At 48.3% G+C, this 15,360-nt stretch carries 10 protein-coding genes; 7 read left to right on the top strand and 3 right to left on the bottom strand.

Annotation, left to right across the window (positions count from 1 at the left end; translation table 11 throughout):
- Entirely contained in the window at positions 1-894 is an 894-nt protein-coding gene (locus tag BUB81_RS19770) for a type 2 periplasmic-binding domain-containing protein (RefSeq protein WP_073325104.1), read from the top strand.
- A gap of 76 nt (positions 895-970) precedes the next feature.
- Here BUB81_RS19770 and asnB read toward each other — a convergent pair whose 3' ends face one another.
- Both asnB and BUB81_RS19760 read right to left on the bottom strand, forming a co-directional pair.
- Entirely contained in the window at positions 971-2,638 is a 1,668-nt protein-coding gene (asnB, locus tag BUB81_RS19765; RefSeq protein ID WP_073325084.1) for an asparagine synthase B, read from the bottom strand.
- A 288-nt stretch (positions 2,639-2,926) separates the two neighbouring features.
- A complete protein-coding gene (locus BUB81_RS19760) occupies positions 2,927-4,528 on the bottom strand; it encodes a M28 family metallopeptidase (RefSeq protein WP_425435084.1) in 1,602 nt (533 codons plus the stop codon).
- Positions 4,529-4,627: 99 nt separating this feature from the next.
- Between BUB81_RS19760 and BUB81_RS19755 the strand changes: the two genes are divergently transcribed.
- Positions 4,628-5,491, top strand: coding sequence for a DUF3025 domain-containing protein (locus tag BUB81_RS19755; protein WP_073325082.1), 864 nt, complete (start codon positions 4,628-4,630; stop codon positions 5,489-5,491).
- A gap of 53 nt (positions 5,492-5,544) precedes the next feature.
- Here BUB81_RS19755 and BUB81_RS19750 read toward each other — a convergent pair whose 3' ends face one another.
- Entirely contained in the window at positions 5,545-6,249 is a 705-nt protein-coding gene (locus tag BUB81_RS19750) for a Yip1 family protein (protein WP_073325081.1), read from the bottom strand.
- 198 nt (positions 6,250-6,447) lie between these two features.
- On the opposite strand from BUB81_RS19750, the gene BUB81_RS19745 reads away from it, so the two are divergent.
- The 5 genes from BUB81_RS19745 (at position 6,448) to BUB81_RS19725 (ending at position 15,347) form a co-directional block, all read left to right on the top strand.
- Positions 6,448-7,230: an ABC transporter ATP-binding protein gene (locus BUB81_RS19745; protein ID WP_073325080.1), complete on the top strand. Its 783-nt coding sequence runs from the start codon at positions 6,448-6,450 to the stop codon at positions 7,228-7,230.
- A 1-nt stretch (position 7,231) separates the two neighbouring features.
- Complete coding sequence (locus BUB81_RS19740; protein WP_073325079.1) at positions 7,232-8,425, top strand: ABC transporter permease; 1,194 nt, start codon at positions 7,232-7,234, stop codon at positions 8,423-8,425.
- 100 nt (positions 8,426-8,525) lie between these two features.
- The gene (locus tag BUB81_RS19735) at positions 8,526-9,395 is read left to right on the top strand and encodes a hypothetical protein (protein WP_073325078.1); all 870 of its coding nucleotides are present in this window, start codon (positions 8,526-8,528) and stop codon (positions 9,393-9,395) included.
- A gap of 474 nt (positions 9,396-9,869) precedes the next feature.
- On the top strand, positions 9,870-12,383 hold the full coding sequence (locus BUB81_RS19730) for a glycosyl hydrolase family 95 catalytic domain-containing protein (RefSeq protein WP_073325077.1): 2,514 nt from the start codon (positions 9,870-9,872) through the stop codon (positions 12,381-12,383).
- A gap of 93 nt (positions 12,384-12,476) precedes the next feature.
- Positions 12,477-15,347 (top strand): TonB-dependent receptor, encoded by a 2,871-nt coding sequence (locus tag BUB81_RS19725; protein WP_073325076.1) that lies wholly within the window; start codon positions 12,477-12,479, stop codon positions 15,345-15,347.
- Positions 15,348-15,360: the final 13 nt, after the last annotated feature.

The following is a 15,360-nucleotide window of genomic DNA, read 5'->3' as shown; positions in this document are numbered from 1 at the left end:
ATGAGCTGGAAGACGATTACATTGTTTATTGCCGCTATGGGTGTTTTTATGGCACCGGGAAGTGCGTTAGCAGCAAACTGGTCAATTCATTACCCACGGCCAATAGACGAAAACGATCAACGTCATGACTACCCCCTTACTTTGTTAAAGCTCGCACTGAGCAAAACCGGTGTGCGGTATACATTAACGCCATCTGAGCGAATTTTGCTGCAAGGGAAATCAATTCGTCAGCTAAAAGAAAACCGCGAGATTAATATTCTGTGGGTGATGACCGACACGCAGCGCGAGAAAGAGTTATTGCCCATTCGCATTCCTATCCATAAAGGCCTGATTGGTTGGCGGGTGTTTTTAATTAATCAAAGCCTGGAAGACCGGTTTGAGAAAGTGACTGATTTTCAATCGTTAACCAAACTGACTCCTTTGCAGGGCGCGGAATGGCCAGATACGAAAATTCTTCAGTCTAACGGGTTTAACGTACTGACTGTAACCGACTTTCCGGAGGCTTTTAGTCGTTTAGCGTTACGCCAGGGCGACTTTTTCCCGCGGGCAGTGAGTGAGGTACTCGATGAGCTCAATTACTCGTCTCTGGACCCGGACATCGTGCTGGAGAAAGACCTCGTCATTCATTACCCAACGGCGATGTACTATTTCGTAAACCGCGCTAATCCGACCATGGCACGCCTGATTGAAACAGGCCTGCGACGTGCGTTAGAAGATGGTTCTTTTGATAATATTTTTATTAGCCACCACCGGGAAGCGTTGTTAAAAGTGGATATTGGCAATCGCAAAGTGTTTCATATCGACAACCCTCTGTTGCCGCCGGGCACCCCTCTCGATGACAAAGCCTTGTGGTTTGACCCGGAAAAGCATACACCAAACGTCAACGACGATTGAGCGGTATATATCTGTTAATCAGGCATAAAAAAACCAGCGAAGTCGCTGGTTTTTTTGTGTCTGTATCAATGCGTAATTAAGACTGTCCGTGAACGTCTTTCATTGAACGACCCGATGGGTCAGCATTGTTCTTGAAGCTTTCGTCCCACTCAAGGGCTTCAACCGTACTACAGGCAATTGACTTACCGCCCGGAACACAGCGTGCAGCGGTTTCCTGAGGGAAGTAACCTTCAAAGATAGTGCGGTAGTAGTAACCTTCTTTGGTGTCAGGCGTGTTGATTGGGAAGCGGAATTCAGCAGAGGCAAGTTGCTGGTCGCTCACTTCGTTCTCAACAAAATCTTTGATTGAGTCAATCCATGAATAACCCACACCGTCACCAAACTGTTCTTTCTGGCGCCACAGTACTTCTGGCGGCAGGGTATCACCATTGTCGAAGGCTTCACGCAAAATGTATTTTTCCATTTTGCCGTTACCACACATTTTGTCTTTCGGGTTCAGGCGCATGGCAACGTCCATGAACTCTTTGTCCAGGAACGGTACACGTGCTTCTACACCCCATGCTGACGTGGCTTTGTTGGCGCGCGCACAGTCAAACATGTGCAGGCGGTCAAGCTTACGCACGGTTTCTTCGTGGAATTCTTTGGCATTCGGCGCTTTGTGGAAATACAGGTAACCACCAAAGATTTCATCTGAACCTTCGCCAGACAGAACCATTTTGATACCCATTGCTTTGATCTTACGGGTCATCAGGTACATAGGCGTAGCGGCACGAATAGTCGTCGTGTCGTAGGTTTCCAGATGGTAAATAACGTCGCGGATCGCATCCAGGCCTTCCTGAATGGTGAAGTGGATCTCGTGATGCACGGTACCAATCATGTCGGCTACTTTTTTGGCAGCCAGTAAGTCAGGGGCGCCTTCAAGGCCTACGGCAAACGAGTGCAGACGTGGCCACCAGGCATCAGACTTGTCTTCATCTTCAACGCGCTTAGCAACGTATTTAGCCGCAACGGCAGACACCAGTGATGAATCCAAACCACCCGACAACAATACGGCGTAAGGTACGTCTGACATCAGGTGAGATTTTACTGCTTTTTCAAACGCTTCGCGAAGGTCGTCGATGCTGGTTTCGTTATCTTTAACGGCATCGTACTCCATCCAGTCGCGCTTGTAGTATTTCACTAATTCGCCGGTTTTGCTCCACATGTAGTGGCCCGGAGGGAATTCACTGATTGTTTTACACACAGGCGCCAGGGCTTTCATTTCTGATGCTACGTAGAAATTACCGTGCTCGTCGTAACCTGTATATAGCGGGATAATACCAATATGGTCACGGGCAATCAGGTAGGAATCCTGCGCTTCGTCATAAAGAACGAAGGCAAACATGCCTTGTAAATCGTCAATAAACTCTACACCGCGTTGTTGATACAGAGGTAAAATCACCTCGCAATCAGAACGGGTTTTAAAGTTGTATGGGGTAGCCAAATCTTTAGCCAACTGCTTGTGGTTGTAGATTTCACCGTTAACCGCCAGGATTTGCTGACCGTTATCGCTGATAAGCGGTTGTGCGCCAGTGTCGACATCGACGATAGCTAAACGCTCGTGACACAAGATGGTATTGTCATTATTCCAGATACCCGACCAGTCAGGGCCACGGTGACGCAGCGTTTTGGTTAATTCAAGTGCTTGGGTTCTGAGTTCAGACACATCGGTTTTGATATCTAAGATACCGAAAATACCACACATAGGAAGCGTTCTCTCTTGTCACATAGTTAAAGGATAATGTTTTCTGTCGGTGCTCGAATTGATATACAGCGGTGGATTATTTTTTTGCAGGATAAAACCTTTTCACTCGCGAGTACTGAATGTGCCAGCATGAGATAAAAATGCAAGCTTAATCTTTGATTAATTCGCTATTAAGTATAAAAAATAAGCAGGATAGCCCGGGTAGCGTGAATGCTGTGTGAAAGTAGCGCAAATAAAGGGGAGGGAAGCGGTTATGCTCAGCGTGGAGCACAACCGCCAAAACAGTTGTTAGGGACGCTGGAATTCGCTGGATTCACTCCAGGTTGGCCAGGCCTCTTTGTTGGCTACCATGTAACCCACTTCCATAAGTAATTGGGTATCCTGCGATATGCCACTTAAATCCCAGCCATCGCGGAATTTGTCGCAGACCTGGTGATAGCACCCGGTAACCACCACTTTCATGTGTTTGCGGTATTTTGCCGTGGCTTCGTCAAACGGCTCTTTTCCACCTTTCGCGTATAGCGCAGGTACACCCGCCTTAGCAAAGCTAAAGTGATCTGAGCGGTAGTAATATCCGGCTTCAGGACGGTCTTCCTGTGCCAGAACGCGGCCCTGACGCTGGGCTGCAACAGTCAGTTCCTGCTCCAGATCCGATTTACCCATACCAATGACCGCCACATCTTTGGTTTTACCCAATACGTTCATGGCGTCCATATTGATGTTGGCAACGGTTTTATTCAATGGAATAACCGGGTTATCCGCGTAGTACTTTGAACCCAGTAAGCCTTGTTCTTCCGCCGTGACAATCAGGAATGAGATTGAACGCTTGGGCGCTGGCGTTAGTTGGGTAAAGGCTTCAGCCATCACTAGTGCGGCAGCTGTCCCTGTCGCATTGTCATGGGCGCCGTTGTAGATTTGGTCGCCCTCAAGGCTCTCATCTTTACCCAGATGGTCCCAGTGAGACGTGTAAATAACATGCTCATCCGGCTTTTCAGTGCCAGGCAGCGTAGCCAGTACGTTGTAGCTCTTAGATGCTTTAAAGGTGTTATTTACGGTTACCGTCATTGATTGACCAAGTGCTTTTGAATAAGGACCTTGCATCGCTTTGGCTTTCTCAGCAGAAAAATCGAGGCCTGCATCAGCAAACACTTTTGTAGCGGCTTCCAGAGTCAGCCATCCTTCGACCGCTACGCGACTTGCGCCCTTGTCCGGGCTAACCAGGCCGTATTGTGGGCCGCTCCAGCTATTTGCAACCACCGACCATCCATAAGAGGCCGGGGCGGTTTCGTGAACGATAATAGCGCCGGCTGCGCCTTGACGGCTTGCTTCTTCGTATTTGTAGCTCCAGCGACCGTAGTAGGTCATGGTGGTGCTCTGGAATTTACCGCTTTCAGGGTTTTCAAAACCAGGGTCGTTTACCAGAATGACTACGGTTTTGCCGGTGACATCCAAGCCTTCATAATCGTTCCAGTCGTACTCCGGGGCATTAACACCGTATCCAACAAATACCAGCTCGGAATTTTCCAGTGACACAACAGACTGCTCGCGTTTTGACGACGCGACCATATCTGTTTTATACACAAACTCATTATCGCCAATCGTCATCACCATATTGGGATCAGCGGTGATTTCCATTAAGGCCACTTCCTGTAAATAGCTATCGCCATTACCCGGCTTTAAGCCCATGCGTTTGAATTCTTTTGTCAGGTAATCCAGCGTTTTGCGTTCGCCCTCTGTGGTGGGTAAACGGCCTTCAAATTCATCGGATGCCAGGGTTTTTAGCGCAGGCGCAATTTTTTCCGGCGTAATTGACGCGTAAACATCATCAAAGTTGTTTTTTTCTGTCGGGGTCTCGGGTGAACAGGCAGCGATCATTGCGCAGCCAGACATCACCAGAGGCAGGAAGATTTTTTTCATATTATTATCTCTGATTGCATTACAATAGCGACCCAGTATAGATAAATCGGTCGCAACAACCAATCATTCAGCATGAAATCTGTCGCAGTCAACCAATCATTGAGCCACCGTGCTTCTTTGTCCTTACCCCTTCGTACTTTGTTTGAGTATTTTAATATACAGGACATCAGTGATACGCCAGATATCAAGCAGCTAAATCAATTGGCAGAAGGCTTTTCGGGGCAGACTGAAAAACATGCACCTGAGTTTGTTGAAGCGCAGCAGTTTGAGCATGACCCGAGGTATTACGAGACGATTGTGGCTGAGGCCGCTCAGGTACCAACGCGGGATCGCAACTGGCATGATGCCTTCAATGCAATGATTTGGATGCTATTCCCAAACAGTAAACAACGGCTGAATCGCTTTCATATTGCTGATATCAAGGCGTTTGGTGCACATCCTCGTACGCCTCGACGAAACCGTATGACTCATTTCGATGAATGCGGAGTCGTGTTAGCGGTGCCGGCTTCCTGTCTTGAACAGGGGAATAATTTGCTTGAAGCGTTGGCAAAGCACCAATGGCAGCGAGCCTTTTGTGAATATCAGCAAGTCTGGGGCGCGCAGGTATTTCCGCTTATTTTCGGGCATGCAATCTATGAAATGTTGCTCAATCCGTTTATTGGATTAACCGCTAAATGGCTGGCGGTGGTTGTGCCCGATGAATTTATTGCTGCATCGACAGCCCGTCAATATGCGTTAGCAGATCAGGCGCTCGAACAACGACTGTTGGAATTTGATGGGTTGAGCAGTAAACAGGTATTAAAGCCATTGCCTGTGCTTGGGGTGCCGGACTGGAGTGAAGGCCAAACAGACGCGTTTTATGCAAACCGCGATTATTTTCGCCCGCTGTCTGCAAATGCACAGCCTACGTTACAATTACCTTTGGTTGGGAAATAAAAAACGGGCCGTGCAGTTAATACTGGGCCCGTTTCTGTGCACTTGTCGCCGGATTACATCAAATTAATCACAAACCAAATTGCCCAGATGACAGCAAATGGTGCACAGGCAATAAGGGTGGATTTTTTCGTTGAGAAGCTAGTCCATTGCGCAATGCCCACCGCAATAAGGTAGATAGTCCACAGGCTTTCCAGACGCATAGATTGGGCAAAACCAAACCAGTCTGAAGACATTTGAATATCCGCCCAGTACGCTAACGACAGGGGACTAATAACAGTAGGTAGGATTTGGTGGTCGCTCGACAGCGCGATTAACGCAATCGCAATCAGTGCGTTAATGACTGCAGGCATACTCGCCCACCAGGTAAAGCCGTACCAATCTGTAAAGCCATTGAGGTTATGTTCGTCGGATTTGGTCATTAAATGCAGGTAAAGGGCTACCACGGCGTTGACGACAATTGGGCCAAGAATACCGCCAATCAGCATATACATTTGCACTGCCGATTGCCCCATACCAGAGCGGATCTGGTTTTGCTCAGCAGGACTCATATCGCCATACTGGGTGTTGATGAGCATGTCCTGGTACCAGGCAAAATCAACAAAATTGATGAACAGATAGCCTGGTAACACACTTAACACCGTAACAATCAAAAACGGTACCCACGACCAGTTATTGTGTTCGTTTACGGCTTTAAACACACCACTCGGCTTGAAAAATATATCATTACAAGCCTGAATTGGATTGGTGACTTCAGACATCCGTGACTCCTTATAATTTGTAACATTTAATCGAATTATTGTAATTTGAATGTCAGTATACTGATATATAAGGTGAGGTGGAGTGAAAAAGTGTAACGAATTTTCACATTGAGTCACTTAGCCACATTCAACATTGGAATTGAAAAAAGAAAGCAACGGTTATTTTGCTGACAATAACGATAACAACAGGGAAAACTCATGATAGAAATTTCTCAACTTGCCAAGAAGTTTACGGTGGAAAACCCCAAAAAACTCAGCGAACAAGAGAAAAAAGATCCGCGATTGAAAGGGCGTTTTTTTCATTCCGTAGAGAATGTCTCGTTTCATTGTTCTTCAGGTGAAGTGTTGGGGTTACTCGGGCCTAATGGGGCAGGGAAGACCACGACGCTGCGCATGCTCTCTACGGCGCTTACGCCAGATGCGGGCGACATTACCATCGACGGTACAAATGTAGTAAAAACCCCGGTTATTGCGCGCAAAATGATCGGCTTTTTGTCTGGCTCAACCGGCTTGTACGGTCGATTAACCGGACGAGAGAACATTGCTTATTTCGGCCAGTTGCACGGAATGTCTGCTGCCCAGATCGACACCAAAATTGCTGAACTGGCCGATGTACTGGATTTGCACAGCTTTCTGGACCGAAAGTGTGAGAATTTCTCTACCGGAATGAAGCAAAAAACCGCTATAGCGCGCGCTGTGGTGCATGACCCTAAAGTGGTTATCTTAGACGAACCTACCACCGGCCTGGATATTATGGCGGCACAAACCGTGTTGGACTTTATTCAGCGGTTAAAAGAGAAAGGTGTGCCGGTTATTTTTTCCACCCACCACCTCGATGAGGTTTCTGAGTTGTGCGACCGGGTAACGGTTATCCATCACGGCAAAACCCATTTTTCAGATACCTTTGACGCATTCAAAGCCAAGTCTGACGGCTCATTACACCAGGCATTTATGCGAATTATTGAACAGGGAGGGGAATAACATGTGGAAGGTAATGCTGAAAGAAATCAAAGAACTGTTACGTGATCGCAAAACCCTGTTTTTTATGATTGCGCTACCGATTCTGGTGTTCCCGCTATTAATCGGTCTGGTGGTATTTTTCGGTGGTAAAGCCGTCGACAAAGCTGAAAACAAAGTGCTGGATTACGCTGTCATTGGCGCTCAGTATGCGCCGGCATTGGTCGAAGAACTGTCAACATCTGATATGTTCAACGAAGTGCTGATCAACGACGATGACGACATCAAGGCCTATGTAAAAGCAGAGAAAGCCGATTTTGTACTGGTTATCCCGAGCAACTTTAGTGACGATGCGCTGGCAAACGGTCAGGTAAAGCTGCAGTTGTACCTTAATGACGCTGGTTTAAACATGGTACGTAAACGTCTGGATAAAATTGTCGATGCGTTTTCAGAAGAAAGCCAGGCAAAGGCGTTTGAAACATTAGGCTTAAATGAGCAACAACAAATCGCGCTTATTGAACCCATTGTTATCGAAAAAGTGGATGTGGCAGACAAGCGCGAGAATTGGGGCGAAAAAATCGGCGGTATGATCCCGTACTTTATTTTTATGCTGTGTTTACAAGGTGCCATGATCCCGGCAACGGATTTAGGTGCAGGTGAGAAAGAGCGGGGCACACTGGAAACCTTGTTGATATCGCCCATCGAAAGGCACCACTTGGTGTTGGGTAAGTTCTTTACCATTGCTTTTGCCGGCGTTACATCGGCCCTGATAACGGTGAGCAGTATGGCCGTGTGGGGCCTGGTACTCAGTCAGGGTATGGCGTTAAAAGTAGTGGCGGAGTTTATGAGTGCGATTGGCGCGATAGACTTCATTCTGATGTTCCTGATGTTAGTGCCTGTCGTTGCTATTTTCTCAGCGGTGCTACTCAGTTTGTCCATTTATGCCCGCAGCTTTAAAGAAGCACAAGGGTATATGACACCGCTGGTGTTCGCTGTCATCGTACCGGTTATACTTGCCATGTTGCCGGGCGTTGAACTTAAAGGCGGCTGGGCTTGGGTACCGCTAACGAATGTGGCACTGGCCATTAAAGAACTGATTAAAGGCACCATGGATTACTTCCAGTTGGTCGCCATCTTCTCTTCTACGGCCATTATTGCAGCAGGATTATTATTCTTTTGTGTGTACTGGTTCAACAAAGAGAAAGTGCTGTTCCGCTAAGCCGCTAAATCGTTTTTATGAAGCCCGACCTTGTCGGGCTTTTTTTATGCCGCCACGTTACCTGCTACACTTATCAAAGTGTCATTAACAAGGAAGCGTTATGAAACAGGGAATCCCACTCTTCTTTAGTCTGATTGCCTTATTTAGCCCGCATTTACACTGTGAAGAAATTGTCGCCGGTCAACTTTATAACGGGGGGACAGAGCTCACGTCTTCTGCGTTGGGAATTACTTTAACCATACCGTCTGGCTGGCAGGGAGGGTTACCACAAGGGGCCGGCGCGTTGGTGCTGGATGCTGAGAATGGCGAGGCCTCCATGTTGTTGGTGTTCGATTCCTATAATCAGACACAAATTGAGTCAATGATGGCCGGGTCAATTCCACTGGATGAAGGGATGTACCTGCAGCCAAAGGCTTCCCCAAATGTTCAGGACAATACCGTTGTTAACGATTATCTGGTTATGGGCACTGCTGTGCCGCTCGCTGCGAATGTCGCCGCCAGAGAACTCCGGGAAGGGCTCAGTCTGGCGACCATTATTTTTGCCTCCTCCATGACAGCAGAGTTGAAGCAACTTGCCTTAGCAATCACAGCAGACATAACGGTGTTTGAGCCGGCCGACCCCGCTGTTAATGAGCAAGCTGGCGGTTGGCAACAATACATGCGAGGTCGTTACATCGCACGTTATTACACCGGTTCAGGCTATCGTGAGAAACACGAGATGTGGCTGTGCAGTGACGGGAGTTTTGCTACATCCTTCAATGCGGGTGGATACAGTATGGATGGCTTCAGCGGCGCAATGAATGACGGGAATTCAGGCACCTGGCAAGCGTTGGGAGACCTAAACCAATCCGGCGTGCTTGTGCTCACCTATACCAACGGCAATCAGTCAAGGTATGAGTTGGTATTACAGGACAACCTCTATCTGGATGGGCAAAAATGGTTGCGCGGCGAAAATGAGCGTTGCTACTAGGCGAAGAGTTTTCTGAAAATACTGTTGCAGCCGCTCTTCGACAAATAAAAGCTACAAGGCTAATTTTGTAGAAATGTTAGCAGCGGCCTTTGGGCGCTTGAGATTTATTTGGTTCAAATATGAAATTCCAGTTCAAAGTGTAAACGTATACACTTTACCTTGGCCTATTTGCTGCGTGTTTCCATTCTTTCTGAATTCCCTTGTTTTTATTCTTCTCTTAACGATTTGGTTGCCTGGCCACATTGCATTTTGTTAACAGCAGGCTGTCCAAAAGCATCACATTCCGCAATAAATGCGCACTATTTTTTCTCGGAATTTCATCGTCAAGATGAGTAGGTAGGTGTTTAGCTTGTATCAAATTTAACAAATGAGTTACTTTATTTTTTAATCTTCATGAATTTCATTGATAAACAATTTGTAGCTACGTAGTATTTTCAAAAATCACGTATTTCACAAAAAATTTACATATTCCACATGGTCATTAGCGCTAAATTTGTAAACGTTTTCCTTCCAGGTCGCTTTTCTCGACGCGACGCGGGCTGCGCTCTATTTTGCCAACTTAAGAAAGCGCTTTCTTGTGCGCTGTTTTGTGCTTTCATCCCTTCAGTACTTTTCGGTTGTGCCGACCAAACGAATACCAATGTTGCTGCTAATCTTGCTGTCATTGAACAATGTAACGTCGATAACACCCTCAGGTTTACTGCACCTGGAAGCGAGTGGGAGGCACATAGCCTGCCAATAGGTAATGGTTACATGGGCGCAACCGTATTGGGTGGTGTGGTCACCGATAAACTCAATATAGCCGAAAAAACACTGTGGACTGGTGGGCCGGGTAGCCGTGAGGGTTACGATTTTGGCTGGCCGCAAGATAGTCAGGAATATCAACAAGTATACCGTGAGGTAACCAACACAATACTCCTCGAACGCGCTATGTCACCTGAAGACGTTGCCGCAAAGCTAGGCCGGGACCCGACAGGCTACGGCAGCTATCAGGCTATGTTAGACATTGATGTTACTTTCTCGCATGACGATCAGGTTGAACAGTATCAGCGCGAGTTAGATATGGCGACTGGCCTGGTGACAGTGAGTTATCAGCAACAGCAAACGCGCTATCAACGCGAGTTTTTTGCAAACTATCCAAGTCAGGTTATCGCGAGCCGTTATGCAGCCAAAGGTGAGAAGCGCCTTTTTGCAACCGTTACCCCGTTATTACCTGACAACCGTTCTGTAAATTATCGCTGGCAACAGGGGAATTTAATTATCAGCGGTAACCTGCATGACAACCAGCTGGCTTATGAAGTCCAAATAGCAGCCGCACATGAGGGCGGCGTATTAACGCCTACCGACCGTGGTTGGGAAATTGAAGACGCACAGTCTCTTACTTTATTTGTGGTAAGTGCCACTAATTACGCAAACAGCTTTCCAGAGTACCGCACGCAGCATCCTCACGAAGCGCTCACTGCACGGTTAAACGCGGCCGTAAACAAAGGTTACGACGAACTAAGGGCCGAACATGTGGCCGATCACTCGTCGCTGTTTTCACGTGTGGCATTGTGTTTGGATGATTCGCCTGAAATAGACACCGCAACCTTGCTTAACGGAGTTATCGATGACTCCGCAACGCCGGCGATGCAGCGCCAACTGACCCAGCTGTATTATCAGTTCGGCCGTTATCTGCTGATTGCCTCTTCTCGTAAGGGGACGTTACCTGCCAATTTACAAGGTGTGTGGAACAACTACACCCAGGCGCCATGGAGTGCGGATTATCACGTCAATATTAATCTACAAATGAATTACTGGCTGGCCGACATGACCAATCTGTCGGAAGCGGGTATGCCATTGTTTGATTTTGTTGAGGGGCTGCGTGTACCGGCAGAACAGACGGCACAGCGGCTATTTGATGCACCGGGGTGGACGTTGCTGCTGAATACCAATATCTGGGGTTACACCGGGCTGATTTCCTGGCCCACAGCCTTTTGGCAACCAGAGGCAAATGCCTGGTTAGCCGCGCACTTTTATCAGCATTATTTGTACACCCTGGACGAGACTTTTCTGCGTGAGCGCGCCTGGCCGGTGATGTGGGGAGCGGCAGAGTTCTGGCAACATGTACTGGTTACCGATCCTAATACCGGTCAATTAGTGGTTGCGCCCTCGTATTCTCCTGAACACGGTGATTTCAGTGTTGGAGCGGCCATGTCTCAACAAATCGTCGGGGCTTTGCTGCGTGATACCCATAAAGTCGCCAGACAATTGGGCATGGACCAACAGGCCGAAGCTCTGGCAGCGACATTGTCTCAATTAGCCAGCGGGCTTAACATTGGTCAGCACGGCCAACTTCAGGAATGGCAGGCTGATATTGACGATATGAGCAGCCAACACCGTCATATTTCCCACCTTTATGCGTTACATCCGGATCAGGATATTTCGCCGGAGCGGACACCAGCACTGGCTGCAGCAGCCAAACGTACCCTTGAAGCACGAGGTGATGGCGGAACCGGATGGAGTAAGGCCTGGAAAATCAATTTTTGGGCTCGGCTTTACGACGGTGACAGAGCCAACAAGCTGTTAATTGAGCAACTGCGCCACAGCACTTTACCTAATTTATGGGATAACCATCCGCCTTTCCAAATTGATGGCAATTTTGGCGCCACAGCCGGTATCACAGAGATGCTATTGCAGAGTCAACCCGGCGAATTACAGTTGCTGCCTGCACTACCGCGAGCCTGGGCGAAGGGGCATATCAGCGGCATTAAAGCGATGGGCAATATTACCGTTTCAATGACCTGGCAAAACGGGTTATTGGCTCAGGCAACGATGTATTCACCACGGTCTCAACAGGTAACCATAACGTTACCCCAAGAGGCAGAACGTTATGAAATTGCGGACGGGACTGGCAATCGCATTGCGGTTACACAGCAAGGTCGTCGTGTGACGCTAACTATCAGCGCAGAACAGTCATACCGCATTCAGCTTAAAGACAAAGTTTAGAGCGCATTGTCCCTGTAAGGGCATCCTGCTCAAGAAGTCTGTCTGTGTTCTTACCAGCACGGCAGTAAAAACAAAAGCGAATGGGAGATACCAATGAAAGTAACGCACACCGACCAACACAAAGGAGACGTGTTCAGTCGAACACGAACGTCCTTATGCGTGCTCAGTGCACTGGGGCTGCTTACCCATGCCTCAGCGACACTGGCACAAGAAGCAGAACCGCAAACCACGGAAGATGAAGAAACCGTTGAGGTCATTCAAGTCAGCGGCATGCGCTCGAGTATTATTACCGCCACCGAAGCTAAGATGTCATCCGACAAAATCATGGACGGGATCAGTGCCTTAGACATCGGCGCACTGCCGGATCGAAGCGTAACTGAAACCTTGCAACGGGTACCGGGTGTTGCCATTGACCGCTACATGACTCAAGGTGATCCAGAGCATTTCTCGGTAGAGGGTAACGGCGTTATTGTACGTGGTTTAACCCAGGTGCGAAGCGAATTAAACGGTCGTAGTACCTTTAGTGCCAACGGTGGCCGTACCCTGAGCTTTGGTGATGTACCTCCGGAACTTCTGAGTGCCGTCAACGTGTATAAAAGCCCCTCCGCTGACCAGATTGAAGGCGGCATTGGTGGCACCATTGACCTGGAAACCCGTCTGCCATTTCAGGACGACCAGCAGCGTGTAGCGGTGACGCTTACTGCTAACTACGGTGATCTCATTGAAGAAACCAAGCCCGCATTCTCGGCATTGTATTCCAATACCTGGGATACCAGCGCGGGTAAAATGGGGCTGTTGCTAGACATTGCCCAGTCTGAATTGTCTACCCGTAACGATTCAATGTATGTGCGTCCGTTCTTCTATCGCGATGACATCGAAGGCCACGAAGGGGAAACAGTGTATGTGCCACGAGGTGCAGACTGGCGAACCATGTACTTCAATCGCAAGCGTTCTGGTGGCTATGCAGCGTTGCAATGGGAGCCAAAAGAAAACCATGAGCTGACCTTCACGTACTTTGTCAGTGATTACGATATGACCTGGAATGAAGATGCCATCTTCGTGGGGAATGATCCGTTTGCTGTTCAGGCGACAACAGATTCCGTATTTGGCGATGACAATGTGCTGGAATACGGTCGCCTGTATCAGGACGGCGGTATTCCGATGGGTTCAGACGTGCGGGTTTCTGACCAAACAGCCAAAACCGAAGACTTTGCGCTTCGCTATCGCTGGTACAACGATACCTGGGCTGTGGAAAGCTCGCTGCAGCGGGTAAATTCCAGCTCGAAGGGGCTTGACTCTACTGTTGCGACAGAGATTCTGGTGCCTTACATTGATGTGGATTTCCGTGGCTCATTACCCAAAGTTAACTCTGACGAAACCTATCTGGCCACACCGGAAAATTACAACTGGAACTTCCAGATGGATAACCAGTATGACCGCGAAGCGACCATGACGGCATTTGACCTGGATGTGACGTATTACACCGGTATGGAATTACTGTCCGCCGTGCGTTTCGGTGGTCGTTACAGTGATTCTCGCGCAGACAATGCGGACACGGGTTACAACTGGAGTGCACTGGCAGTGAGCTGGTTGCAAGGCGGCATTGTCGAAGGCCAGGAGAATATAACGCCGGACGCTTCTGATCTGAATTTGAATACCTTCGATAACTTCTTCGGAGGCCGCGTACCGTCACCGGCTAACGTATATGCGCCAATTGTGTCTTATGCCCGTGACTACCCGCAAAGTTATGAAACGCTACAAAACAAGTTTGTGTATGCAGACTGGGCCAGCTGGGCTTATTGGTCGCAACGCAACCTGGAAGACGACCAGTGGCAGAACGATCAGTCTGAGAAAACCACCGCGCTTTACGCCATGGTGGATTATGACTACATGGACGGCAAGTTCCCTATCAGCGGTAACCTTGGCGTGCGCTATGTGCATACCAAAAACGTCGCGCATGGGCATTTGCAGTATCCGTTTGTGAGTGATTTCGGCAATGGTGCTTATGAAGATTTGGATGCCGAGCACTCATACTCCAAATTATTGCCAAGCTTCAACCTGAAGATGGAACTGGATGAAGGCTTGCTATTGCGTTTTGCAGCTTCAAAAGCCATGGCAAGACCAGACTTCAACTCAATGGGCGCAAACCTGACGTTGAGTGCGTCGGTCAAGGAATCCAGTCAGGGCAAACAGGAAGCGGGTGAACCATTAGGGCCGGATGATTATGATTTGACGCTAAGCGCAGACTCAAACCCTTATTTGGATCCGATGACATCAACCCAGTTCGACTTGTCACTAGAGTGGTATTACGACGACGCTAACTCCATGTATGCGGCGTTGTTTACCAAGGACATTAAAGGGTACCAGGTCTACTCACTCAGTCAGGTTGAATACGGTGGCTACACCTATAATGCAACCTGGCCAGTAAGCACGGGTAAAGCCGATATCACTGGTGCTGAGCTAACCATTAACCACTTCTTTAACAACCTGCCTGCGCCATTTGATGGATTGGGCATACAGGCGAACTATACCTATATCGATTCCAGCACTGAGCTGGGGGATGACACACGCCCTTACGATACCGATGGTTCTACCTATGGCACCATGCCTTATCAGGGATTGTCAAAGCAGGCGTTTAACCTGGTGGGTATGTATGAAAAAGACAACTGGTCGATTCGTTTAGCCTATAACTGGCGCGATGAGTTCCTGATGTCTACCCGGGCTAATGGCTTCCAGGCCGATGACAGCTCATGGGCGCTGCCATTGTTCAACGCACCGACCGGTTATCTTGACGGTTCAATTGCTTATAAGATTAATGATAATTATACCGTAGTGCTGGAGGCCAATAACCTGGCAGATACGGTTACTAAGAATATTATGAAGCAAAATGGCCCGGGTAATCATTACGGTGCCTATCACGTGAATGACGTGCGTTATGCATTGTCGTTGCGTGCAAACTTCTAAACAGGAGAAAGGG

Origin of the sequence: Marisediminitalea aggregata (assembly GCF_900129565.1) — a bacterium.
GTDB lineage: Bacteria > Pseudomonadota > Gammaproteobacteria > Enterobacterales > Alteromonadaceae > Alteromonas > Alteromonas aggregata.
Note: the sequence above shows the minus strand (reverse complement) of the source record. Positions and strands in the feature narration are given on the sequence as shown.